The sequence below is a fragment of the Roseateles sp. genome (assembly GCF_036486225.1).
GTDB lineage: Bacteria > Pseudomonadota > Gammaproteobacteria > Burkholderiales > Burkholderiaceae_C > Roseateles.
Window position 1 is genome coordinate 1 of sequence record NZ_DASVNZ010000427.1, and the last position, 23,611, is coordinate 23,611.

Consider the following 23,611-nt stretch of genomic DNA (forward strand, 5'->3'; position numbering starts at 1 on the left):
GGTGCGCACCACGTCGGGCAGCAGGGAGCCGCTGTCCTCGACCAGCGACTGCACGCCGACCGCCTCCAGCCGCAGTTCACCGACCGGCGCCAGCAGCTGGGTCTTGGCCAGGTGCTCGGCCATCAGGCGGCAGAAGTGTTCGAGCTCACGGATCGGCTCGGCCGTGCGCACCGTGAGGCAACCGCCCTCGCCGGCGTCCTTTGCCCGCATCGAATCGTGCACCCAGTGCAGCGTCACGCCGGTGGCGCCGGCATGGCGCGCCGCCAGCCAGCCGCACAGCCGCATCAGCAGCGGGCGCGTGCCCAGCAGGAGCGCGGGGGCATGGTCCTCGCGGCTGGGCAGCTCGATGCGGGCATGGAAGTCCTCGGGCAGGGCGACCCAGGCATGCGCTTCGGGCCGCAGTCCGTAGGCCTGGTCCAGCATCGTCAGCAGCGCCGCGCCGAAGCGCCGGCCGATGCCGCCGCGCGGCAGCGCCCGCAGCTGGCCCAGCGTGTTGATGCCGGCGCGGCTCAGCGGTTCGGCGTGTTCCGCGCCGGCGCTCAGCGTCTGCAGCGGCAACGGGTCCAGCACCGCCTGCAGCAGCCGCCCGCCCAGATCGAGCACGCCGCAACGCGCCAGCACCAGCGCGGCGGTGGCCGACGGCGCCCAGCCGATGCCGACGGCGCCCAGGTCGGGCGCCTCGTCGCTGAGGCGAGCCTTGAGCGCGGGCAGGCCCCGGAACAGGCGCAGGCTGGCCTCGACCTCCATCACCACGGCGTCCTCCATCAGGGCCACGCGCGGTGTGAACTGCAGGCACCACACGGCCAGGCCCGCCTGCGTCTCCGCACACACGCCCCAGGGATGGGGCGGCGCGGCGGTCGCCGGATCCTCAAACGGTGCCGGCGGACGAGGCGGCAATACCAGTGCGACCCACAGCATGGGAGAACTCCGGGAACAGGGTGAGCGCGACGGGCGCTTGCGGGGACAGGGCATCGGCGTCGGTGGCCGCGACAGGAACCGCGTTTGACGCAGGGGCCGGCACGGGCGCCGGCGCGACCGGGCGCATCGTGCTGGGCCGCATGACGCGGGGCGTCAGCACGCGTTCGAGCCCGCCGGGGATGGAGGCCAGCCGCAGCGGGGTCTCGTGCGCGGGGCCCTTGCGCTTGAGAATCTGGACGTCCAGGGCCCAGTCGACGTGGATCGTGACCAACACCCGCAGCGGGGCCGGCGACGGGTCATGGCGCGCCGACAGCGGCCGGAACAGGAACACCGGCCCTTCGAACGACTGCGCCAGCACCTGCAGCCGCCGCAGCTGCTCGGGTGCGGCCTGCGGCATCCAGGCCAGCACCGCGCCGGCGGCGTTGGACTTGATCAGCTGTTCGGCGCACCAGAGCCGCTCGGATGGCGCGCGGGCGTCGATCCAGACGAGGTGGCGTTCATCCAGCCCCAGGTGCATCAGGCCGGGCAGGTGGGGGCGCTTGGGCGGCCCGACCATCGCCACCGCCGCGCCGTCGGCGACCACGCGTCGCAGCGCCGGTCCCGCCAGCCGCCATTCGGCCAGCGAGAACTGCGGCAGCAGTACTTCCGTCAGCTGACGCCCCGGCCAGCCGCCGCCCGGCAGTTCGGCATCGAGCGCGTCGAAGCCGCTGGGCCAGACGGTGTCGGTGCCGCGGCCCAGTTCGTCGCCGCGCCAGAGCGCGTCGGCCACGGCCGGCGGAAGCGGGACAAGAGGGGTGGGCAGGGGAGACATGGCGGTCGTCGTCGGAGACAGAAACGCCGGTTGAGAAACCGGCGTTGGGATGCTGTATATGCATACAGTATAGGACGACGACGTCCCCGTCCAGGGCTGTTTCAAGCCCGGTGCGAAGAATCTCCGGCGGGCTCGTCCAACGCCTCGGCAGCCGGGGGCGAAGCGGGGAAAGTCAGTACGAATCGCGTACCTCCGCGCCCCGGCGCCTCCAGGCTGACGGTCCAGCCCAGGTGCTCGGCGACGCGCTTGACGATGGCCAGGCCCAGGCCCGCGCTGCCGGCGCCGGCCGGGTCGACCTGCATGAAGCGGTCGAAGATCCGGTCGCGCACGGCCGGCGGGATGCCGATGCCGGTGTCCTCGATGACCACGCGGCCGGCCGCGAGCCGGATGTCGACGCGGCCCTGGTCGGTGAACTGGCAGGCGTTGCGGATCAGGTTGCCCAGCGCGATGGCCGCCAGCTCGGGCCGCGCCGGCACTTCCAGGCCGGCGTCGGCGGGCGCGGCGTGCAGCGTCATCTCGACGTCCTTGCCCTTGAGCAGCGGGCGGCAGCGCTCCATCTCCTGACGCAGCAGCGGGAGCAGCGCGGTCGGCGGCGCGCCGATGCTGGCCGGGTCGCGCGACAGCAGCAGCATCGCGACGACGCGTTCGCTGGTGTCGGCCGCGGTGCGCCGGATGCGCTCGGCCAGCTCGACCATGTCGTCGCGGCCGTGCAGGCGCGCCTTCAGGATCTCCGCGGCGCCCAGCATGACCGCCAGCGGCGTGCGCAATTCATGGCTGACGTCGCCGGTGAACCAGCGCTCCCGGTCCAGGTAGCGCTGCTGGGCCTCGGTCTTGGCCGCGAACGCGCGCGACAGCAGGCCCAGTTCGTCGGTGGAGTCCAGCAGCGGATATTCGCGCGGTGCGGCGTCGGTCTCGACCGCGCGGGCCAGCGCGGTCACCGGGGCGACGATGCGGCTCGCGGTCAGTTGCGCCAGGAACAGCGCCAGGCCCAGGCAGCAGACGAAGGCCAGGCCGAGCAGGCCGTAGACGCCGGCCTCGATCTTGGCGAAGTCCTCGTCGCGGTCGGTCAGCACGAAGACCGTCCCGAGGTCGTCGCGGACCAGCGCGGTGAAGGTGGCGTCGTCCTGCGGCAGCGTGTACTTGCCCGGCGGCTTGCCGCGCAGCGCCTGCGGGATGGCGTCGCCGCGGTAGAGCGTGACGCTGGGCGGCAGGTCGGCCTCCAGGCCCTGTTTCTCGCGGGCGACCAGTTCGTCGGCGGTGCGGTCCAGGCGCTGGTCGACCAGCCGGTCCTCGATGCTGGAGGCGATGCGCACCGCGGCGACCGCGAAGGCGCCGCAGACCAGCAGGGTCAGCAGCAGGAAGGCAGCGGCCACGCGCGTGCGCAGCGTGGTCGGCGCGGCCGTGGTGCGGCCGGCGCGGGGGTTGCTGCGGTGCTCGCCGCGTGGATCGCCGAGGCCCTGCCGCGGCTCATCCCGCATCGGGCGATACCAGCCGGTAGCCGATGCCCGGATGGGTCTTCAGCAGCGGGACGGGGAAGGGCTTGTCCAGTGCCGCGCGCAGCGCGTGGATGTGGGTGCGCAGCGCGTCGCTGTCGGGCGGATCGTTGCCCCAGACCTCGCGCTCGAGGTCCTCGCGGCGGACCAGCTTGGGCGCCTCGCGCAGCAGCGCGGACAGCAGCTTGTAGCCGGTCGGCGTCAGCTGCAGCGGCTTGCCGGCGCGGGTGGCTTCCAGCGTGTCGGGGTCGAAGTTGACATCCGCGTAGCTGACCGCCGAGCTGAGGTTCAGGCCATGCGAGCGCCGCATCAGCGCCTTGAGGCGGATCTCCAGCTCGACCAGCGAGAAGGGCTTGACGAGGTAGTCGTCGGCGCCGCTCTCGAAGCCGGTGACCTTGTCCGCGATCGTGTCGCGGGCGGTCAGCATGAGGATGGGGGTGGGGCGGCGGAAGTCCTTGCGCAGGCGCCGGGCGACGTCCAGGCCGTCCAGGCCGGGCAGGGTCAGGTCCAGCACGATCGCGTCGTAGGAGCCGGCGGCGGCCTGCGCGAGGCCGCCCAGGCCGTTGCGGGCCACGTCCAGCGCATAGCCCATCGGCTCCAGGTAGGCGAACAGGTTGGCGACGATGTCCGGGTTGTCTTCGATGACCAGCAGCTTCATCACGAGGCTCTCGTTCCTGCGGCGCCGGGCGCCGCGTCGTCCTGGGGGACGGGTCCTGGAGGGAAGGAGTTCCCCCCGTCGGGGCCCGCGGATGTCAGGAATGCTATGCGAGGGTGGGCCTCCCGACCTGTCCGCGGGCTGTCGGCACCGCCCAGGCGAGGGGCATCGACCGGGATCCGGGCGATTGGCGGGCAGGGAGCGGGCAAGCGGCGGGGAAATCGGCCGTGATCGGGCGTTGATCGACGTACGAACGTCGGAGACCGGTCGATGCTTCTCGGGTTCCTTGCGCTTCGTCACGTTTCGTGACGCAAGTCCGGGCCTGTCACCGACCGCCCGGTCGACGCCGCACTTGAAATCCGGCTTGGGCGCATAATTTGCGGGTTAACCCCTATGCTTGCGCCCTTCATCTCCATCCCCGCCGTCGAGCGGCTCACCGCGACCCGCCGGCTGAGCCTGCGTCCGCCTGCCGCGGCGGACGCCCGCAGCTTCCGCGACCTGCTGACCGATCCCGCGAACCGCCGGTTCGACGCGGGCGGCCCGGCCGCATCGGAACGGCTGGAGCACTGGCGCGCGCTGTGGACGCGCGACGGACTGGGCCCGTGGGCGGTGGCGCTGAAGGATCAGCCCTCGCTGGGCGCGATCGGTTTCGGTGGCCTGAGCCGGGGCCGCATCTGCGGCGCGCCGGCGCTGCTGCTGGAGTTCCACTTCCTGTCCGACCACTGGGGCCGTGGCTACGCGGCAGAGATGGCGACGGCGGCGCTGGCGCTGGCCTTCGACAGCCTGCATGCGACGTCGGTGCACGCGCTGCTGGCGCCGGGCAACACGGCGGCGCGCAAGACGCTGGAGCGTGTCGGCCTGCGCCTGACCGGCTCCGTCGCCGACTGCCCGGGCGAAGCCGCGAGCCTGCTCTACGAGATCAACGCCGGGCAGTACGCGGCGCTGCCGCAGCAGCCGCCCGAAGCGACGCCGTTCGGGGCATGAGCCTGCAGGCATAGGCGCTCGTCGGCCGGCCCCTCGACCACGGACCGGCCGGGCGCCTCGCTACTGCTGCGGATACACCCGCAGCCCCGCCAGATCGAGCACCCTGAGCCCGCCGTACTCCACCGCGATGAGGCGCTGTTCCTGCAGATGTCGCAGCGCCTCGTTGACGCGCTGGCGCGAGAGCCCCACCAGGTGCCCGAGCTCCTGTTGCGTGATGCGCAGCAACCCGTTCACGCCGGGATACAGCTGCGGGTGGAACAGCGCCGCCAGGTTGCGGGCGACGCGCAGGTCGGGGTCGCTCTGGCGATCGATCTCGCGCGCGGCGATGAACTGGCCCAGCCGCTCGTTGAGCTGGTTGAGCACATAGCGGTTGAAGGCCAGGCTGGTCGCCAGCAGCTCGTGGAAGCTCTCCAGCGGCAAGCCCGCCACCACGCTGCGCCGCAGCGCCTGGATGTTGTAGCGGTAGGCCTCGCGCTTGAGCAGCGTGCCTTCGCCGAACCAGCCGCCCGGCGGCACCCCCGTGAAGGTGACCTGCCGCGCCGCCGCCTCGTCGTTGCTCATCTTCAGCAGCCCGTCGACCACGCCGAACCAGAAGTTGGCCTCCCGGCCGATGCGGCAGATCCGCTCACCGACCTCGACCTCCGCCACCTGGATGCTCGAGGCGACGCGCTCGCGCAACTCGGGCTCGATCGCCTTCAGCCAAGGAATGGCGCTCATTTCCTGTGCGCTCGCGGCCCGCGCGCGCAGCCGGATCGGCTGCGTCGGCACGGCCCCGGCGAGGGGCGGCTGCAGGCCCGCGGGCGGGGGCGAACCCGGCGCGGCGTGGACAACGGTGTCGGTGGTCGGGGCCATCCCCCGTTCATCGCGCCTGTGCATGACACGAACCTGACGCGACCCCCTGGGGAAAACGCTTCCCCGAACTCTCCCTAGGACTGTCGTCGCAATGACAACACGACGTCAATGAGCCGGCCTACAGTCGGCGCAACCCCGCGGCCTGAGCGCCTCCATTAGAGACGGCGACAGCGGGGACTACAACGGAGACGACGGTGGAACAGACCTTCCCCCGCCTGCTGCTCGCTCACGCCGCCCAGCGCCCCCAGGCGCCGGCGCTGCGCGAGAAGGAGCTCGGCATCTGGCAGACCCTCGATTGGGCCGCGCTGGCGGCGCTCGTGCGCGACCTCGCGCACGGCTTCGCCGCCGCCGGGCTGACGCGCGGACAGCACCTCGTCGTGATCGGCGAGAACCGGCCCCGGCTCTATGCCTCGATGCTCGCCGCGCAATCGCTGGGCGCGATTCCCGTGCCGCTGTACCAGGACGCCGTCGCCGCCGAATTCGCCTACCCGCTGCAGAACGCGGAAGTCGCCTTCGCCGTCGTCGAGGACCAGGAGCAGGTCGACAAGCTGCTCGAGATCCGCGCCGCCTGCCCCGCGCTGCGGCGCATCTGGTTCGACGACCCGCGCGGCCTGCGCCATTACGCGGCCGACGGCCTGGCCTCGATGGACAGCCTGTGCGACGACGGCCGCGCGCATGCGCTGCGTCATCCCGGCTGGTTCGAACGCGAGGTCGAGGCCGGCCGCGCCGGCGACGTGGCGGCGATGTTCTTCACCTCCGGCACCACCGGTCATCCGAAGGGCGTGGTGCACACGCACACCTCGCTGATCGACCGCGCCCAGGCCGGCGCACGCTTCGACAAGCTGAGCGCCGACGAGGAGGTCCTCGCCTACCTGCCCTGCGCCTGGATCGGCCAGAACGTCTTCAGCTACGCGCAGTGGCTGGCCTGCGGCTACGTCGTCAACTGCCCCGAGTCGGCCAGCACCGTCAGCATCGACCTCAAGGAGATCGGGCCGACCTACTACTTCGCGCCGCCGCGGGTCTTCGAGGGCCTGCTCACCAGCGTCATGATCCGGATGGAGGACGCCGGCGCGCCCAAGCGCTGGCTGTTCGCGAAGGCGATGGCGCTGGCGAACCGGGTCGGTCCGGCGCTCATGGACGGCAAGCCGGTGGATGCCTGGGAGCGCTTCAAGTACCGCCTCGGCGACCTCGCGATCTACGGCCCGCTGCGCAACGCGCTGGGCTTCTCGCGGGTGCGCGTGGCCTACACGGCGGGCGAGGCGATCGGGCCCGATCTCTTCAGCTTCTACCGCTCGATCGGCATCAACCTGAAGCAGCTCTACGGCTCGACCGAGACCGCCGTCTTCGTCTGCCTGCAGCCGGACCATGAGGCGAAGTCCGACACCGTCGGCGTGCCCATCGACGGCGTGGAGATCAGGCTCGCCGACAGCGGCGAGATCCTGGTGCGCTCGCCGGGCCTGCTCCAGGGCTACTACAAGAACCCGGAAGCGACGGCCGAGGTGCTGGGCGCCGACGGCTGGTACCGCACCGGCGACGCCGGCTTCCTCGACGCGGGCGGCCATCTGAAGATCATCGACCGCGCCAAGGACGTCGGCCGGCTGCGCGGCGGCGCCCACGACGGCGCTATGTTCGCGCCCAAGTACGTCGAGAACAAGCTGAAGTTCTTCGCCTTCATCAAGGAGGCGGTGGCCTTCGGCGACGGACGCGACCACGTCTGCGCCTTCGTCAACATCGACTTCGAGGCCGTCGGCAACTGGGCCGAGCGCCGCAACCTCGCCTATGCCGGCTACACCGACCTGGCGGGCAAGCCCGAGGTGCTGGCGCTGATCAAGGACTGCGTCGAGAAGGTCAATGCCGACCTCGCGCAGGACGAGCTGCTGGCCGGCAGCCAGATCACGCGTTTCCTGGTGCTGCACAAGGAGCTGGACGCCGACGACGGCGAACTCACCCGCACGCGCAAGGTCCGCCGCGGCGCGATCGCCGACAAGTACGCCGTGCTGATCGACGCGCTCTACGCGGGCAAGGCGTCGCAGTACATCGAGACGGCGGTCCGTTTCGAGGACGGCCGCAGCGGCAGCGTCAGCGCCGACCTGCGCATCGAGGAAGCCGCCACCTTCCCGCACACCCGGAAGGCCGCCTGATGAGCGACAGACGCATCGGCGACGTGATCCTCGAGGTCGGGCACATCACGCTGTCCTTCGGCGGCGTGAAGGCGCTCAACGACATCAGCTTCGACGTCCGCGAGCATGAGATCCGCGCCATCATCGGCCCCAACGGCGCGGGCAAGAGCTCGATGCTGAACTGCATCAACGGCGTCTACCAGCCGCAGCAGGGCGACATCCGCTACCGCGGCGAGGACGTGAGCCAGTGGAGCCCGCGCACGCGCTTGCGCCGCATGGCCGAGCGCGGCGTCGCGCGGACCTTCCAGAACCTGGCGCTGTTCAAGGGCATGAGCGTGCTGGACAACATCATGTCCGGCCGCAACCTGCACATGAAGCGCAACCTGCTGTGGCAGGCGCTGCGCCTGGGACCGGCGGCGCGCGAGGAGATCGAGCACCGCGAGAAGGTCGAGCGCATCATCGATTTCCTCGAGATCCAGGCGCACCGCAAGACGCCCGTCGGCGGTCTGTCCTACGGGCTTCAGAAGCGCGTGGATCTGGGCCGCGCGCTGGCGATGGAACCCAAGGTGCTGCTGCTCGACGAGCCCATGGCCGGCATGAACGTCGAGGAGAAGCAGGACATGTGCCGCTTCATCCTGGACGTCAACGACGAGTTCGGCACGACGATCGTCCTGATCGAGCACGACATGGGCGTGGTGATGGACATCAGCGACCGGGTCGTGGTGCTCGACTACGGTAGGAAGATCGGCGACGGCACGCCCGACGAGGTGCGCGCCAATCCCGAGGTGATCCGCGCCTACCTCGGCGCGGGCGAGTGACCGCCGGAAGAAGCAGGCAGCAGGCAGGCAAGCAAGGAAACGATCATGGGCTTCTTCCTCGAAACCGTCTTCGGCGGGCTGATGGCCGGCATGCTCTACGCGCTCGTCGCGTTGGGCTTTGTGCTGATCTTCAAGGCCTCGGGCGTCTTCAACTTCTCGCAGGGCGCGATGGTGCTGTTCGCGGCGCTGGCGATGGCGCGCTTCGCCGAATGGTTCCCGCAGTGGTTCGGCTTCGAGAGCCTGCTGCTGGCCAATGTGCTGGCGCTGGCGGCGGCCGCGGCTTGCATGGTCGTCGTCGCGTGGCTGGTGGAGCGGCTGGCGCTGCGCGGCCTGGTGAACCAGCCGGCGATCACGCTGCTGATGGCGACGCTGGGCATCAGCTACTTCCTCGACGGCGCCGGCCAGCTGCTCTTCGGCAGCGCGACCTACAAGATCGACGTCGGCCTGCCGAAGGACCCGCTGTTCGTGCTGGAGGACAGCTTCCCCGGCGGCCTGCTGCTCAACAAGGAAGACCTGTACTCGGCCGTGATCGCCGCGGCGCTGGTGGCGCTGCTGTCGCTGTTCTTCCAGAAGACCCGCACCGGCCGCGCGCTGCGCGCGGTCGCCGACGACCACCAGGCCGCGCAGTCCATCGGCATCCCGCTGTCGCGCATCTGGGTGATCGTCTGGTCCGTCGGCGGGCTGGTCGCGCTGGTCGCGGGCATCATCTGGGGCAGCAAGCTGGGCGTGCAGTACTCGATCTCGCTCGTCGCGCTGAAGGCCTTCCCGGTGGTCATCCTCGGCGGCCTGACCTCGGTGCCGGGCGCCATCGTCGGCGGTCTGATCATCGGCGTCGGCGAGAAGCTGTCCGAGATCTACCTCGGCCCCGCCGTCGGCGGCGGCATCGAGAACTGGTTCGCCTACGTGCTCGCGCTGGGCTTCCTGCTGGTGCGGCCGCAAGGCCTCTTCGGCGACAAGATCATTGACCGCGTGTAAGGAGGACGACCGTGTTCTATCGTGAAAACGGCCAGTTCAAGGCCTCCTACCGCGCGGACCTGGCGCTGTTCCCGGTCGCGCAGGACCGGCGGGCGGTGCTCGCGCTGGCGCTGGTGGCCTTCGTCGCCGTGCCCTGGCTGGCGAGCGACTACACCTTCCGCGCCGTGCTGATCCCCTTCCTCGTGTTGTCGCTCGCGGCGCTGGGCCTGAACGTGCTCGTGGGTTATTGCGGACAGATCTCGCTGGGGACGGGCGCGTTCATGGCCGTCGGCGCCTACGCCGCCTTCAACCTGCAGGTGCGCATCGAGGGCATGCCGCTGCTGCTGTCACTGATCGGCGGCGGCCTGGCGGCGACGGTCTGCGGCGTGATCTTCGGGCTGCCCAGCCTCCGCATCCGCGGGCTCTACCTCGCGGTCGCGACCCTGGCGGCGCAGTTCTTCATCGACTGGTTCGTCAACCGCATGCCGTGGGTGACCAACAACTCGTCGTCGGGCTCGGTGAGCGTCGGCACGCTGCAGCTCTTCGGCCTGCCGCTGGAAACGCCGGCGCAGCGCTACCTGCTGTGCCTGTCGCTGGTGGTCGTGTGCGGCATCCTGACCAAGAACCTGGTGCGCGGCGCCATCGGCCGCGAGTGGATGGCGATGCGCGACATGGACGTCGCCGCCGCCGTCATCGGCATCCGGCCGGTGCACGCGAAGCTGACGGCCTTCGCGGTCAGCAGCTTCATCGTCGGGGTGGCCGGCGCGCTGTGGGGCTTCGTGCACCTGGGCGCATGGGAGCCGGCGGCCTTCGGCATCGAGAAGTCGTTCCAGCTGCTGTTCATGATCATCATCGGCGGGCTGGGTTCCATCGTCGGCAGCTTCTTCGGCGCCGCGTTCATCGTGCTGCTGCCGCTGCTGCTCAACCACGTGCCGCACTGGCTGGGCCTGCCGCTGTCGACGGCCACGGCCTCGCACCTGGAGCACATGATCTTCGGCGCGCTGATCGTGTTCTTCCTCATCGTCGAGCCGCATGGGCTGGCCCGGCTGTGGTCCACCGCCCGCCAGAAGCTGAGGCTGTGGCCCTTCCCGCATTGAACTCGCAGCACCCACGAGATTTCAAACCGCACCGCAGAGTGCACCATCAGGAGACGACACCATGAGCTTGAAGACCCTGGCGCGTGGCGCGCTATCCCTCGCGGCACTGGCGGGCGCGTTGCTGCCCGTCGCCGTGCAGGCGCAGGCGGCCAATGAGCAGTTCATCCCCTTGCTGGTGTACCGCACCGGCCAGTTCGCGCCGCTGGGCATGCCCTGGGCGGACGGAAAGCAGGACTACCTGAAGCTGGTGAACGCGCGCGACGGCGGCGTCAACGGCGTCAAGCTGGCCTTCGAGGAGTGCGAGACCGCGTACGACGCCGCCAAGGGCGTCGAGTGCTACGAGCGCCTGAAGGGCAAGGGCGGCGGCGCGTCGGGCTTCGACACGCAGTCGACCGGCATCACCTTCGCGGTGACGGACAAGGCCTTCGTCGACAAGGTGGTCGTCGAGACGCCGGGGTACGGCCTGTCGCAGTCGGCCGACGGCACCGTCTTCGAATGGAATTTCCCGCTGCTGGGCACCTACTGGACCGCCGCCGACGTGATGCTGCAGGACATCGCGAAGAAGGAGAAGGGGTCTCTGAAGGGCAAGAAGATCGCGCTGGTCTATCACGACAGCCCCTACGGCAAGGAGCCGATCCCGCTGATCCAGAAGCGCGCCGCGGCCGAAGGCTTCGAGGTGCTGCTGTACCCGGTCACGCCGCCCGGGGTGGAGCAGAAGTCGACCTGGCTGCAGATCCGCCAGCAGCGGCCCGACTACGTGCTGTTCTGGTCCGCCGGCGTGATGACGCCGGCCGGCATCCGCGAGGCGCAGGCCAGCGGTTACCCGCGCGAGAAGATCTACGCGATCTGGTGGGCCGGCTCGGACCACGACGTCAAGGACATCGGCGCCGGCGCCAAGGGCTACAACGCGATCACGCTGCACAACAGCTCGGCCAAGGACAAGGTCCATGACGAACTGAAGAAGTTCGTCTACGACAAGGGCCAGGGCACCGGCCCGGCCACCGGCCTGGGCGCGATCGCGCACACGCGCGGCATGATGATCTCGATGCTGCAGGTCGAGGCGATCCGCACCGCGCAGGAGAAGTTCGGCAAGGGCAAGGTCATGACGCCGGAGCAGGTGCGCTGGGGCTTCGAGAACCTGAACCTGACCGCCGACCGGCTCAAGGCGCTGGGCTTCGGCGAGGTCATGCGCCCGGTGCAGACCAGCTGCGCCAACCACATGGGCACGGACTGGGCGCGCATCGTCCAGTGGGACGGCGCGAAATGGAACCTCGCGTCCGACTGGTACCAGTCGGACAAGACCCACATCGATCCGCTGGTCAAGGAGTACGCCGCCAAGTACGCCAAGGACAAGAACCTGAAGCCGCGCAGCTGCGGTTGAACGTCGTCTGAACCCTGCTTGAGCACGACCGCCATGCAAGCCACTTCCGTACCTTCCATCGCTGCGCCGGGCGGCGCGGCGGCGCCCGCGCTGCTCGACGTCAACGGCATCGAGGTCATCTATCACCACGTGATCCTGGTGCTCAAAGGCGTCTCGCTGCGCGTGCCCGAAGGGGCGGTGGTGGCTTTGCTCGGCGGCAACGGCGCCGGCAAGACCACGACACTGCGCGCCGTGTCCAACCTGCTTGCCGGTGAACGCGGCGAGGTCACCAAGGGCTCGATCGAGCTGCGCGGCGAGCGCATCGAGCGCCTCACGCCGGCGGACCTGGTGCATCGAGGCGTGGTGCAGGTGATGGAGGGGCGGCACTGCTTCGCGCACCTGACGATCGAGGAGAACCTGCTGACGGGCGCGTACACGCGCACCGACGGCAAGGCGGCGGTGGCGCAGACGCTGGAGAAGGTCTATGCCTACTTCCCGCGGCTGAAGACGCGGCGGACCTCGCAGGCCGCCTACACCTCGGGCGGCGAGCAGCAGATGTGCGCGATCGGCCGGGCGCTGATGGCGAATCCCAAGATGGTGCTGCTGGACGAGCCCTCGATGGGCCTGGCGCCGCAGATCGTCGAGGAGGTCTTCGAGATCGTGCGCGACCTCAACCAGAAGGAGCGCACGACCTTCCTGCTGGCCGAGCAGAACACCAACATGGCGCTGCGTTACGCCGACTACGGCTACATCCTCGAGAACGGCCGCGTCGTCATGGATGGCGAGGCCAAGGCGCTGCGCGACAACGAGGATGTGCGCGAGTTCTACCTCGGCATGGGCGGCACCGATCGCAAGAGCTTCCGCGACGTGAAGAGCTACAAGCGCCGCAAGCGCTGGCTGGCTTGAATTGAAGGATTGATGGGAGAGCAGTCATGGACAACGACTTCTTCGCGCCCCCGCCGTTCAAGGCCGAGGAGGCGCTGGTGCAGTTGAAGCGCGCGCTGCGCGACCTGCGCGCGCTGACGGAGCGCGGCACCGGCTGGAGCTTCGAGAACCAGGAGGTGCTCCAGCTCGCGGCCGCCGAGGGCCAGATCACCGCGAAGCTGGCGAAGAAGCCGGCGCGCAGCCCCGACTGGGAGACGCGGGTCTGCCGCAATGCGGCCGACGTGCGCAAGCTGCAGGACGACCTCAAGCGTCGGCTGGCGCAGTGGGCGGAGGAGTGATGGGCGCCGCCAGCCTCGATTTCTACGACGCGCTGGAGACGCGCGATCCGGTCGTGCGCGAGGCCGCATTGCTGGCGGCGCTGCCGCACCAGGTGGCCAATGCGCGGCAGAACACCGATGCCTTCGGCGAACTGCTGGTCGACGTCGAGCCGGACCTGGTCCGCACGCGCGACGCATTGGCGCGGTTGCCGGTGACGCGCAAGTCGGAGCTGCTGGCGCGTCAGCAGGCCGTGCGCGCGGACGCGGGACGCGTGCCGTTCGAACCCTTCGGCGGTTTCTCGACGATCGGCTGGCGCGGCTTGAAGCGCGACGGCGGCGCGCGTCGCGTGTTCCAGTCGCCGGGCTCGATCTACGAGCCCGAAGGGCACGGGCGCGACTACTGGCGCGTCGGTCGCGCCTTGCATGCGGCCGGGCTGCGCGCGGGCGACCTGGTCCACAACTCGTTCAGCTACCACCTGACGCCGGCCGGCGCCATGATGGAAGGCGGCGCGGAGGCGCTCGGCTGCACGGTCTTCGCCGGCGGCGTCGGCAACACCGAGCTGCAGCTGCAGGCGATGGCCGAGCTGCGGCCCCAGGCCTACGTCGGCACGCCGAGCTTCCTCAAGATCCTGCTCGACAAGGCGGCGGAGCAGGGCCAGCCCCTGTCCGTGCGCAAGGCGCTGGTCAGCGGCGAGGCCTTCCCGGCCGCGTTGCGCGACTGGTGCGGGGAGCGCGGCGTCGCCGGCTTCCAGTGCTACGCGACGGCGGACCTCGGCCTGATCGCGTATGAGACCGCGGCGCGGCAAGGCCTGGTCGTCGACGAGGGTGTGATCCTGGAGATCGTCCGGCCCGGCACCGGTGACCCCGTGCCCGACGGCGAGGTGGGCGAGGTCGTCGTCACGACGCTCAACCGCGACTACCCCTTGATCCGCTTCGGCACCGGCGACCTGTCGGCGGTGCTGCCCGGCCCCTGTCCGACCGGGCGCACCAACGTCCGCATCAAGGGCTGGATGGGGCGCGCGGACCAGAGCGCGAAGGTGCGCGGGATGTTCGTGCATGCCGGGCAGGTGGCCGAGGTGCTGCGCCGCTTCCCGCAGGCGCGGCGCGGTCGGCTGGTCGTCGAGGGCGAGATGGCACAGGACCGGATGACGCTGCACGTCGAGACCGACGGCGGCGTCCCGGAAGGTCTGGCCGATGGCCTGGCCGTGGCGCTGCGCGACGTGACCAAGCTGCGTGGCGAGGTGGTGTTCGTCGCGGCGGGCGCGCTGCCCAACGACGGAAAAGTCATCGAGGACCTGCGGAAGTTCGACTGATTTCCCTCAGATGGAGGGGGATGGCAGCGGTGCCATGCCTTGGGGCTATCCCGGCTTACGTAGTTTCCGTAAGTTGCAATGTGGGGCGGCGACCTAGCATCCGCGCCATCACCCACACCTCCAACGAGGAAGAGACACCATGAAGAAGATCTTGCTCGCCTCCGTCGCGGCGCTGAGCGTCGGCGCTGCCTGGGCCGAATACCCGGACAAGCCGGTGACCATCGTCGTCCCGTTCGCCGCCGGCGGCCCGACCGACAAGGTCGCCCGCGACCTGGCCGAGGCGCTGCGCAAGCCGCTGAACGCGACCATCGTGATCGAGAACGTCGGCGGCGCCGGCGGCACGCTGGGCGCCACCAAGGTGTCCAAGGCCGCGCCGGACGGTTACACGCTGCTGCTGCATCACATCGGCATCTCGACCTCGCCGGCCCTGTACCGCAACCTGCAGTACAAGACGCTGGACGACTTCGAGTACCTGGGCCTGATCAACGAAGTGCCGATGACGCTGATCTCGCGTCCCAACCTGCCGGCCGCCAACTACGCCGACCTGGTGAAGTGGCTGGGCGCCAACAAGGGCAAGATCAATCTGGCCAATGCGGGCCTGGGTTCGGCTTCGCACCTGTGCGGCCTGCTGTACATGAGCACGGTCAAGATCGACATGACCACGGTGCCGTACAAGGGCACGGGCCCGGCGATGACCGACCTGATCGGCGGCCAGGTCGACCTGATGTGCGACCAGACCACCAACACCACGACGCAGATCGACGGCGGCAAGGTCAAGGCCTACGCGGTCTCGACGACCAAGCGCCTGGGCGGCTCGCTGGCCAAGCTGCCGACGCTGGACGAGTCCGGCCTGAAGGGCTTCAACGTGACGATCTGGCACGGCATGTACGCGCCCAAGGGCACGCCGAAGGCGGTGCTGGACAAGATCAACACGGCGCTGAAGACGGCGCTGAAGGATGCCGAGTTCCACAAGCGCGAGGAAGCGCTGGGCGCGGTCATCGTCACCGACAACCGCGTGAACCCGGCCGAGCACAAGAAGTTCGTCGCCGACGAGATCAACAAGTGGACGCCGATCATCAAGGCGGCGGGTCAATACGCCGACTGATGGCCGACTGATGGCCGATTGATCGACGGCTTGATCGACGGCTTGATCGCCGGCTTGATCGCCGGCTTGCGCGACCTCGGCGCGTGATCGTCGGCGTCACCCCGGAGCGGGATGTCCCGCTCCGCCTCAAGGCCCGCCTCCCGGCGGGCCTTTGCTTTGCGGCGCGCGGCAGTGCCGCAGATGCCGGACGGCGATCGACGGCCGGGTATCGGCGGCGCCCGCGATCGCGATCGCCTCATCCTCCAGCGCGATCGCCTCGCGCAGCGCGGCCTGCCTGCGTGGCAGCGCGTCGCGTAACGGGGTGCTGGCTTGTCGTTGCAGGCCGGCATGAAAGAGCGTTGCGCCTCGATCCCCGACGAGGTCTCGATCCGCGAGACGGCCATGGCGCAAGGCCTGGCACAGCAGGATCTGGCAGCCGTGGAACTCGGTATCGGCGGTGTGGCCGGCAGACGGTCCATGGTGACTCCGGGAAGCGCGGAGCCGCGTCAGGGCGCCCGGGGCAGGTCGTGATGCGCCATCAGGTGCCGGATGGCCTCCGACGCCTGCGCACGCTGGTGACGCACGGCGGCGAACGCCTCGGTCTCCAGCGCCAGGGCGCCTGCCAATGCGGACTGCCAGCGCGGCAAGGCCTCGCCATCGAGCACGTCGCTCGACGGGAGCGACTGCAGCAGCGCCTTTGCCGTGCACAGCGCGTCATGTCCGGGAAGCTTCCGGGATCGTTCCGGAGCGGCCCGGGTCAAGGCCGCGAGATGTGCGTCGCGATCGCGGACGGCGGCGGGAAAATCGGGCGGAATCCGCTGAGCGAAGGGGATGATGAGCAGGCAGTCGGAGCCGTTCGTGGTCACGCCCTCGGCCCCCGTCTTCACGGCATGCTCGAGCATGGAGCGCATCTCTCCTCGCCACGATCGCAGGGCGACCGGCAGCGGCAGCTCCCCCTGGGTGCCCATGCCCGAGGCACGCAGCCAGACGGCCCCCATCAGCGCCGTGGCGCGAACGCCGGTGAGCTCCCGTCCGGCGAACTGGCAGTCCGCCTGCGCGCGGTCCAGCAGCCGATGGAGGTCTCGCAGGTCGGTCTGCAACTGCTGAGGGTCGTCGCGCAGGTCGGGATCGCTGTCGATGCGATCGAGATGCATGGTCAGACGGCGCAGATCGTCTTCGAGCTGAGCCTGGCGGACCGGTTCTCGACGGCCCACGGTGTCCTCGCGCAGATGTGCAGGGAAGTCGCCGGTGTCGGGCGCGCCGAATCGCGCGAAATCGGGCAAGGGATCGGAGGGAGGCAGTCGGTCCATGGTGGCATCCGCGAAAGAGGTGCCGCCTCAGTGGACGCGCCTCGCGGGGCATCCGTCACCCCGCCTCCGTCACCCCGTCACCATCACCCCGCCACCGTCATCACGCCGGCGAGCGGCACACCACGCCCACCTTGTTGCCGTCCAGATCGCGGAAGTAGGCCGCGTAGAAGTTGGGGCCGTAATTCTCGCGTGGGCCGGGTCGGCCATCATCCTTGCCGCCACCGCTGATCGCCGCCGCATACACCGCGTCGACCTGCGCGCGGGTCGACGCCGCCAGCGCCACCATCGAGCCGTTTCCGACCGTGGCATCCAGTCCATTGAAGGGCTGGACCACCCAAAGTTGCGTCTCGCCGCCCTCGGGGCCGTAGCCGACCATTTCGTCGTCCGAATACCCCGGCTTCAAGCCCAGCGGCGCGAGCGCGGCGTCATAGAACTCCTTGGCCGCGCGGCGGTCGTTGCTGCCCAGGGTTACGTAGCTGATCATGGTGGGAGTCCTTGCCTCGATTTGCAGTTGCAGGCCCACATTCTCATCACATTCGCATCGGAATCGTCACCGGCCCGTCGTTGATCAGGCTGACCTGCATGTCCGCGCCGAACTCCCCGGTCTCGACGATCGGATGCTGCGAGCGCGCGAACGCGACCACATGGTCGTAGAGCCTGCGGCCGAGTTCCGCCGGCGCCGCGCCGGTGAAGCTCGGCCGGTTGCCGCCGGACACGTCCGCCGCCAGCGTGAACTGCGAGACGATCAGCAGGCCGCCGCTCACGTCCTGCACGCTGCGGTTCATCTTGCCGGCCTCGTCGCTGAAGATGCGCAGCTTCAGGATCTTCTGCAACAGCTTCTCGGCCACGGCCTCGCTGTCCTGCGGTTCGGCGCAGATCAACAGCAGCAGGCCCGCCCCGATCTGCCCCGTGCAGCGGTCTCCGACATCGACACGGGCTTCCTTCACCCGTTGCAGCAGCGCGATCATCCTTGTCTTTCCTGATTGGGCATGGCCGCAGGTGCGGTCGTTGATGTGTCCGTCGCTGCGGGCATCGATGGGGTCGTCTCGCGTTCCGCCATTTCGGCGAAGCGCGTCTCGACGTTGACCGGCAGCAGCTGGATGCTGGCGCGCAGGCCGGGCAGGGCGCGCATCAGCGCCTGCTCGACCTGACCCCGCAGCGCGGCCGCCTCGCCCAGCGTCCAGCGCGCCGGCACGTGCAGATGGAAATCGACGTGCCGCTGCTGCCCCGCCACGCGCGTCGCGACGTGATCGAAGCGCAGCTCCGGCGACTCGAAGCGCTTCAACACCTCGGCGATCGTCCGCTGGTCCTCGGGCTCAAGCGCCATGTCCATCAGCCCGCCGGTGGACTTCCACATCAGGTGCACCGCCTCGCGCAGGATGTTCAGCGCCACCAGGATCGCCAGCAGCGGATCCAGCCAGGTCCAGCCCGTCAGCATCACGCCGATCAGGCCGGCGACGACGCCGACCGAGGTCCAGACGTCGGTGAACAGGTGGCGGGCGTCCGCCTCGAGCGCGATCGAGCGGTGCTCGCGCGAGGCCTGCAGCATCTTCCACGCCAGCGCGCCGTTGATCAGCGTGCTGACCAGGGACAGCGCCATGCCGAGGCCGAGCTGCTCCAGCGGCTGCGGCGTGCGCAGCCGCTCGACCGCGGCCCAGGCGATGCCCAGCGCGGCGATCAGGATCAGCGCGCCCTCGAAGGCGCTGGAGAAGTACTCCGCCTTGTGGTGGCCGAAGGGGTGGTCCTCGTCCGGCGGACGCCGGGCGATGGTCACCATCGCCAGTCCGAACAGCGCCCCGGCGAGGTTCACCCCCGATTCGAGCGCGTCCGAGGCCAGGCTCACCGAACCGGTCCACCACCAGGCGGCCGTCTTCAGGGCGATGGTCAGCACGGCCACGCCGGCCGACAATTTCAGATATTGCTGGACTTGCATGGCGCTGATTTTGCCGGTCCTACAATTCGCGCCGTTCGCCAATCCCACCGTCTTCCTTCTTCATCAAGCCGGACCGCCCCATGAGCAACACCCCTCCCGTCCACGACGCCGACCTGAGCCACATCCCGCCGCGCGACAAGGCCGAGCTGCTCTCCCAGGCGCTGCCCTACATCCGCAAGTACCACGGCAAGACCATCGTCATCAAGTACGGCGGCAACGCGATGACCGACCCCGCGCTGCAGCAGGACTTCGCCGAGGACGTGGTGCTGCTCAAGCTGGTCGGCCTGAACCCGGTGGTCGTGCACGGCGGCGGTCCGCAGATCGAGGACGCGCTCAACAAGCTCGGCAAGAAGGGCCACTTCATCCAGGGCATGCGCGTCACCGACGAGGAGACCATGAGCGTCGTCGAATGGGTGCTCGCCGGCGAGGTGCAGCAGGACATCGTCGGCCTGATCAACGTCGCCGGCGGCAAGGCCGTGGGCCTGACCGGCCGCGACGGCGGCATGATCCGCGCCAAGAAGCTCAAGCTGATCGACAAGGACGACCCGGCCAAGGAACACGACGTCGGCTCCGTCGGCGACATCGTCTCCATCGACCCCAGCGTCGTGAAGGCGCTGCAGGACGACCAGTTCATCCCCGTCATCAGCCCGATCGGCTTCGGCGAGAGCAACGAAAGCTACAACATCAACGCCGACGTCGTCGCCGGCAAGCTGGCCGAGGTGCTCAAGGCCGAGAAGCTGGTGATGCTCACCAACACCCCCGGCGTGCTCGACAAGCAGGGCACGCTGCTGACCGACCTGTCCGCGCGCGAGATCGACGAGCTCTTCGCCGACGGCACGCTGTCGGGCGGCATGCTGCCCAAGATCGCCTCCGCGCTGGACGCCGCCCGCAGCGGCGTCAAGGCCGTCCACATCATCGACGGCCGCGTCCCCCACGCGATGCTGCTGGAGATCCTGTCCGAACAGGCTTACGGCACGATGATCCGATCGCACTGAGCGGACCGACACCAGGCCTCCGCCCGAAGAGGCCTTCCGGATCCCCCTGATGGGTGGATCCACCCACCGAGCCCCCTCCGGACGAGGGGGCTCGGTCGTTTCCGGAGGGCCTACGGGATCGCTGTTTGCCCTACGCTGTCCCGCCGGCCACCGGGCTTGGTCGAAGGTCATACCACTGCAAGCTGGGGATTGCCGCTGAAACACGCGACATCCCAGAATGCGCCACGAAACGGCTCCGCAGGCCGTGAGGGATTGCATGTCACTTTTCAGCGTCTTGATCGTCGAGGATCAGCTTCGTTTCCGCGAAGCGTTCGCCCATGCCCTTGAGAAAGCGCCGGACATCCGTCTGGTCGGCATGGCCACCGATCTCCAGCAGGGCCGGAAGATGTTCGACCAGACGCGTCCCGACGTGCTGCTGGTCGACCTCGACCTGCCCGGCGGCAGCGGGATCGAACTGATCCGACACGCGGCCCACGTCGCGCCGGAGTGCGAGGTGATGGTCATCTCCGTCTTCGGCGACGAACAGCATGTGCTGTCGAGCATCGAGGCCGGCGCGACCGGCTACCTGCTCAAGGACTCGCTGGCGCTGGACCTGCCGGGTCAGCTGCGCTCGCTGCGCGCGGGCGGCAGCCCGATCTCGCCGGTGATCGCGCGCCGGCTGCTGCTGCGCCTGGCGCCGCAGGGCGCGGGCGCGCATCCGCGCGGCTTCGGCGATTCGGCCCCGATGCCGCTGGTCGACGAGCAGGTCGTCGCGCTGTCCGAGCAGGAATCGCGCGTGCTGCACCTGGCCGCCAAGGGCTTCACCTTCGACGAGATCGCGCAGTTCATGAACGTGTCGCCGCACACCATCATGACCTACGTGAAGCGGACCTACCGCAAGCTGCAGGTGCGCTCCAAGGTCGAGGCGATCTACGAGGCGCGCCGCCTCGGCTGGCTGCGCGACTGATGGCGCAAGGACTGCCACCCGCCGGGTGGTGGTCCTTCCAGAATGAGCCGGAAACCGGCCTCGGGGAGTTGGCGTACGACGTCCGGCATCGGCGTCAAGGCGGCGTTCCGGCTGTGCCAGAATCGCCGCACACTTCGGCCCCCTCCATGCACCCCAGCTCCTCGGACATCCCGGACTCCGCCGCCGCCAAGCCGGCGGAGCTGCCTCGCAAGCGGCTCAAGCCGGGCGAGCGCCGGGTGCAGATCCTGCAGACGCTGGCCAGCATGCTGGAGCAGCCCGGCGCGGAGCGGGTGACCACAGCCGCACTGGCGGCGCGGCTCGAGGTCAGCGAAGCGGCGCTCTACCGCCACTTCGCCAGCAAGGCCCAGATGTTCGAGGGCCTGATCGAATTCATCGAGACCAGCATCTTCTCGCTGCTCAACCAGATCGCCGAGCGCGAGACGGATGGGCTGGCGCAGGCGCAGCGCATCGTCGCGGTGCTGCTGCAGTTCGGCGAGCGCAACCCGGGCATGACCCGCGTGATGGTCGGCGACGCGCTGGTCTACGAGAACGAGCGCCTGGTCGCGCGCATGAACCAGTTCTTCGACAAGGTCGAGTCCTCGCTGCGGCAGGGACTCAGGACCGCCGCCGAGGCCTCGGGCTCGACCACGCCGACCGTCGAGGCGCAGGCGCAGGCCTCGGTGCTGGTGAGCTTCATCATCGGCCGGCTGCAGCGTTATGCGCGCTCCGGCTTCAAGCGTCTTCCGACCGAACAGTTGGATGCCGCGATGCGAATGCTCGCCTGAGCTTTCGCGACGCCAGGCGCCCCGAACGCCTGGTGCCGCCGCCTACACTCGGTGGCTATGGCCACCAATGCTCCCGACGCCACTGAAGCCCTTGTCGCCGTGCTCCAACGCGCCGACGCGCTGCTGACCCGCCTGGAGGCCGTGCTGCCCCAGCCCCTGACGCCGCCCGACTGGGACGCGGCCGTGGCCTTCCGCTACCGCAAGCGCGGCGCGAGCGCCCGGCTGGAGCCGGTGAAGCACCTCTCCGCGATCCGCCTGGCCGACCTCAAGGAGGTCGAGCCGCAGAAGGAGCGCCTGCTGCGCAACACGCGCCAGTTCGTGCAGGGCCAGCCCGCCAATAATGTGCTGCTGACCGGCGCGCGCGGCACCGGCAAGAGCTCGCTGATCAAGGCCTGCCTGAACGAGTTCGCCGGGCAGGGTCTGCGCCTCATCGAAGTCGACAAGGGCGACCTGGTCGATCTGCCGGACCTGGCCGACCTGGTCGCCGACCGGCCCGAACGTTTCGTGATCTTCTGCGACGACCTCAGCTTCGACGAAGGCGAGGCCGGCTACAAGGCGCTCAAGTCGATGCTGGACGGCTCCGTCGCCGCGGCCACCGACAACCTGCTGATCTACGCGACCAGCAACCGCCGCCACCTGCTGCCCGAGCAGATGAAGGACAACCTGGCCACCACCTACTCCGAGCGCGACGGCAACGTCGAGGTGCATCCGGGCGAGGCGGTGGAGGAGAAGATCTCGCTGTCCGAGCGCTTCGGGATGTGGATCAGCTTCTACAGCTTCAGCCAGCAGGAATACCTGGCCATCGTCGCGCAGTGGCTGACGCATTTCGGCCTGGACGCCGCCCGCATCGAGGCCGCGCGCCAGCCGGCGCTGATCTGGGCGCTGGAGCGCGGCTCGCGCTCGGGCCGTGTCGCGTACCAGTTCGCCCGGGACCTGGCGGGGCAGGGGCAAGTCCATGACTGAGAACAACGAATCCGCGAACCCGCACAGCCCCTCCGCCGCGAGCGATCGCGTGCCGGTGGACGTGGCGGTCGGTGTGCTGGTGCGCCGCGAGCCGAACGGCCGCGAGACCGAATTCCTGCTGACCTCGCGCCCCGAAGGCAAGGTCTACGCCGGGTACTGGGAGTTCCCGGGCGGCAAGCTCGAGGCCGGCGAGACGGTCGAGCAGGCTTTGCGCCGCGAGTTGCACGAGGAACTCGGCATCACGATCGGCGCGGCGACGCCCTGGAAGATCGAGCTGATGGAGTACCCGCACGCCAAGGTGCGCCTGCACTTCTGCAAGGTGTACGAGTGGCAGGGCGAGTTCGAGATGCGCGAGGGTCAGTCCATGAGTTGGCAGCACCTGCCGGTGCAGGTGCAGCCGGTGCTGCCGGGCACGATTCCGGTGCTGCAGTGGTTCGCCGCCGAGCGTTTCCATGTCGGGGCGACCCATGTCGTCTGAAGGCACGACCGATGGCGTGACCGGTGTCGCCGCCTCGACCGCGGACTACACTGCCGCGATGGACTGGCTGGATCAGATCAAGTGGGACCGCGACGGGCTGGTGCCCGTCATCGCCCAGGAGCAGGGCTCGAACGACATCCTCATGTTCGCGTGGATGAATCGCGAGGCGCTGGCCCGCACCGCCGAGGTCGGCGAGGCGGTCTACTGGAGTCGCTCGCGCCAGCGGCTGTGGCACAAGGGCGAGGAGTCCGGCCACGTGCAGCAGGTCCACGGCATCCGGCTGGACTGCGACAACGACGTCGTGCTGCTGAGCGTCACGCAGCACGGCCACGAACCGGGCATCGCCTGCCACACCGGCCGCCACAGCTGCTTCTTCCAGAAGCTGGAGAACGGGCAGTGGACGGCGGTGGAGCCGGTCCTCAAGGACCCGGCCAGCATCTACAAGGCATGAGCGCGATGGCCCCCCCCGACATGCCCGACAGGCCCGACGCGCCGGACTCCGTCTTCCCGCCTGACAGCCCGTCGCCCGCGGTGACGGCC

At 69.5% G+C, this 23,611-nt stretch carries 25 protein-coding genes and 1 pseudogene; 16 read left to right on the top strand and 10 right to left on the bottom strand.

What is annotated here, in order from left to right; genetic code table 11:
- The 4 genes and pseudogenes from VF536_RS27520 to VF536_RS27535 form a co-directional block, all read right to left on the bottom strand.
- Window positions 1-918 (bottom strand): annotated as a pseudogene (locus tag VF536_RS27520) (DNA polymerase Y family protein); the annotation flags it as partial.
- Entirely contained in the window at window positions 869-1,729 is an 861-nt protein-coding gene (imuA, locus tag VF536_RS27525) for a translesion DNA synthesis-associated protein ImuA (RefSeq protein WP_331618133.1), read from the bottom strand. The pseudogene VF536_RS27520 and the gene imuA, both read right to left, overlap by 50 nt.
- A gap of 101 nt (window positions 1,730-1,830) precedes the next feature.
- Window positions 1,831-3,207 (bottom strand): HAMP domain-containing sensor histidine kinase, encoded by a 1,377-nt coding sequence (locus VF536_RS27530; protein ID WP_331618134.1) that lies wholly within the window; start codon window positions 3,205-3,207, stop codon window positions 1,831-1,833.
- Window positions 3,197-3,880 carry a response regulator transcription factor gene (locus tag VF536_RS27535; protein ID WP_297525796.1) on the bottom strand — a complete coding sequence of 228 codons (684 nt, stop codon included), beginning with the start codon at window positions 3,878-3,880 and terminating at the stop codon, window positions 3,197-3,199. The genes VF536_RS27530 and VF536_RS27535 overlap by 11 nt, the downstream gene beginning before the upstream one ends.
- Before the next feature lie 390 nt (window positions 3,881-4,270).
- On the opposite strand from VF536_RS27535, the gene VF536_RS27540 reads away from it, so the two are divergent.
- Complete coding sequence (locus VF536_RS27540) at window positions 4,271-4,861, top strand: GNAT family N-acetyltransferase (RefSeq protein WP_331618135.1); 591 nt, start codon at window positions 4,271-4,273, stop codon at window positions 4,859-4,861.
- Window positions 4,862-4,921: 60 nt separating this feature from the next.
- Here the strand turns inward: VF536_RS27540 and VF536_RS27545 are convergent, their stop codons facing one another.
- Window positions 4,922-5,578: a Crp/Fnr family transcriptional regulator gene (locus tag VF536_RS27545; RefSeq protein WP_331618163.1), complete on the bottom strand. Its 657-nt coding sequence runs from the start codon at window positions 5,576-5,578 to the stop codon at window positions 4,922-4,924.
- Between the two features lie 329 nt (window positions 5,579-5,907).
- Here VF536_RS27545 and VF536_RS27550 point away from each other — a divergent pair, with 329 nt between their 5' ends.
- From VF536_RS27550 to VF536_RS27590, 9 genes are all read left to right on the top strand, one after another.
- Window positions 5,908-7,854: an AMP-dependent synthetase/ligase gene (locus VF536_RS27550; RefSeq protein WP_331618136.1), complete on the top strand. Its 1,947-nt coding sequence runs from the start codon at window positions 5,908-5,910 to the stop codon at window positions 7,852-7,854.
- Window positions 7,854-8,651 carry an ABC transporter ATP-binding protein gene (locus VF536_RS27555; RefSeq protein ID WP_331618137.1) on the top strand — a complete coding sequence of 266 codons (798 nt, stop codon included), beginning with the start codon at window positions 7,854-7,856 and terminating at the stop codon, window positions 8,649-8,651. The genes VF536_RS27550 and VF536_RS27555 overlap by 1 nt, the downstream gene beginning before the upstream one ends.
- Window positions 8,652-8,696: 45 nt before the next feature.
- Complete coding sequence (locus VF536_RS27560) at window positions 8,697-9,626, top strand: branched-chain amino acid ABC transporter permease (protein WP_331618139.1); 930 nt, start codon at window positions 8,697-8,699, stop codon at window positions 9,624-9,626.
- Window positions 9,627-9,637: 11 nt separating this feature from the next.
- Window positions 9,638-10,702, top strand: a complete 1,065-nt coding sequence (locus VF536_RS27565; protein WP_331618140.1) for a branched-chain amino acid ABC transporter permease — start codon at window positions 9,638-9,640, stop codon at window positions 10,700-10,702.
- 61 nt (window positions 10,703-10,763) lie between these two features.
- Window positions 10,764-12,083: an ABC transporter substrate-binding protein gene (locus tag VF536_RS27570; protein WP_331618141.1), complete on the top strand. Its 1,320-nt coding sequence runs from the start codon at window positions 10,764-10,766 to the stop codon at window positions 12,081-12,083.
- 33 nt (window positions 12,084-12,116) lie between these two features.
- Window positions 12,117-12,968, top strand: coding sequence for an ABC transporter ATP-binding protein (locus tag VF536_RS27575; protein WP_331618142.1), 852 nt, complete (start codon window positions 12,117-12,119; stop codon window positions 12,966-12,968).
- Window positions 12,969-12,994: 26 nt separating this feature from the next.
- Window positions 12,995-13,285, top strand: coding sequence for a hypothetical protein (locus VF536_RS27580; RefSeq protein WP_331618143.1), 291 nt, complete (start codon window positions 12,995-12,997; stop codon window positions 13,283-13,285).
- Window positions 13,285-14,577, top strand: coding sequence for a phenylacetate--CoA ligase family protein (locus VF536_RS27585; RefSeq protein ID WP_331618144.1), 1,293 nt, complete (start codon window positions 13,285-13,287; stop codon window positions 14,575-14,577). Before VF536_RS27580 ends, VF536_RS27585 begins: the two co-directional genes overlap by 1 nt.
- Before the next feature lie 139 nt (window positions 14,578-14,716).
- On the top strand, window positions 14,717-15,682 hold the full coding sequence (locus VF536_RS27590) for a tripartite tricarboxylate transporter substrate-binding protein (protein ID WP_331618145.1): 966 nt from the start codon (window positions 14,717-14,719) through the stop codon (window positions 15,680-15,682).
- Here VF536_RS27590 and VF536_RS27595 read toward each other — a convergent pair.
- The 5 genes from VF536_RS27595 to VF536_RS27615 form a co-directional block, all read right to left on the bottom strand.
- Window positions 15,667-16,065, bottom strand: a complete 399-nt coding sequence (locus tag VF536_RS27595) for a hypothetical protein (RefSeq protein ID WP_331618146.1) — start codon at window positions 16,063-16,065, stop codon at window positions 15,667-15,669. The two genes, VF536_RS27590 and VF536_RS27595, sit on opposite strands and share 16 nt — an antisense overlap.
- Before the next feature lie 102 nt (window positions 16,066-16,167).
- A complete protein-coding gene (locus VF536_RS27600; RefSeq protein ID WP_331618147.1) occupies window positions 16,168-16,944 on the bottom strand; it encodes a hypothetical protein in 777 nt (258 codons plus the stop codon).
- Window positions 16,945-17,071: 127 nt separating this feature from the next.
- Entirely contained in the window at window positions 17,072-17,455 is a 384-nt protein-coding gene (locus VF536_RS27605) for a VOC family protein (protein WP_088406080.1), read from the bottom strand.
- A 46-nt stretch (window positions 17,456-17,501) separates the two neighbouring features.
- On the bottom strand, window positions 17,502-17,939 hold the full coding sequence (gene dtd / locus VF536_RS27610; protein WP_331618148.1) for a D-aminoacyl-tRNA deacylase: 438 nt from the start codon (window positions 17,937-17,939) through the stop codon (window positions 17,502-17,504).
- Complete coding sequence (locus VF536_RS27615) at window positions 17,936-18,904, bottom strand: cation diffusion facilitator family transporter (protein WP_331618149.1); 969 nt, start codon at window positions 18,902-18,904, stop codon at window positions 17,936-17,938. Before VF536_RS27615 ends, dtd begins: the two co-directional genes overlap by 4 nt.
- 80 nt (window positions 18,905-18,984) lie before the next feature.
- Between VF536_RS27615 and argB the strand changes: the two genes are divergently transcribed.
- The 6 genes from argB to hisI all read left to right on the top strand — a co-directional run bounded on the left by argB (window position 18,985) and on the right by hisI (window position 23,522).
- The gene (gene argB, locus VF536_RS27620; RefSeq protein WP_067276760.1) at window positions 18,985-19,899 is read left to right on the top strand and encodes an acetylglutamate kinase; all 915 of its coding nucleotides are present in this window, start codon (window positions 18,985-18,987) and stop codon (window positions 19,897-19,899) included.
- 256 nt (window positions 19,900-20,155) lie between these two features.
- Window positions 20,156-20,845, top strand: a complete 690-nt coding sequence (locus VF536_RS27625; protein WP_067276757.1) for a response regulator — start codon at window positions 20,156-20,158, stop codon at window positions 20,843-20,845.
- Window positions 20,846-20,991: 146 nt separating this feature from the next.
- Window positions 20,992-21,630, top strand: a complete 639-nt coding sequence (gene slmA, locus VF536_RS27630) for a nucleoid occlusion factor SlmA (RefSeq protein ID WP_331618150.1) — start codon at window positions 20,992-20,994, stop codon at window positions 21,628-21,630.
- A gap of 57 nt (window positions 21,631-21,687) precedes the next feature.
- Window positions 21,688-22,593 (top strand): ATP-binding protein, encoded by a 906-nt coding sequence (locus VF536_RS27635; RefSeq protein WP_331618151.1) that lies wholly within the window; start codon window positions 21,688-21,690, stop codon window positions 22,591-22,593.
- Window positions 22,586-23,071, top strand: a complete 486-nt coding sequence (locus tag VF536_RS27640; protein ID WP_331618152.1) for an NUDIX domain-containing protein — start codon at window positions 22,586-22,588, stop codon at window positions 23,069-23,071. The genes VF536_RS27635 and VF536_RS27640 overlap by 8 nt, the downstream gene beginning before the upstream one ends.
- Window positions 23,072-23,129: 58 nt before the next feature.
- Complete coding sequence (gene hisI / locus VF536_RS27645) at window positions 23,130-23,522, top strand: phosphoribosyl-AMP cyclohydrolase (protein WP_331618164.1); 393 nt, start codon at window positions 23,130-23,132, stop codon at window positions 23,520-23,522.
- Window positions 23,523-23,611: the final 89 nt, after the last annotated feature.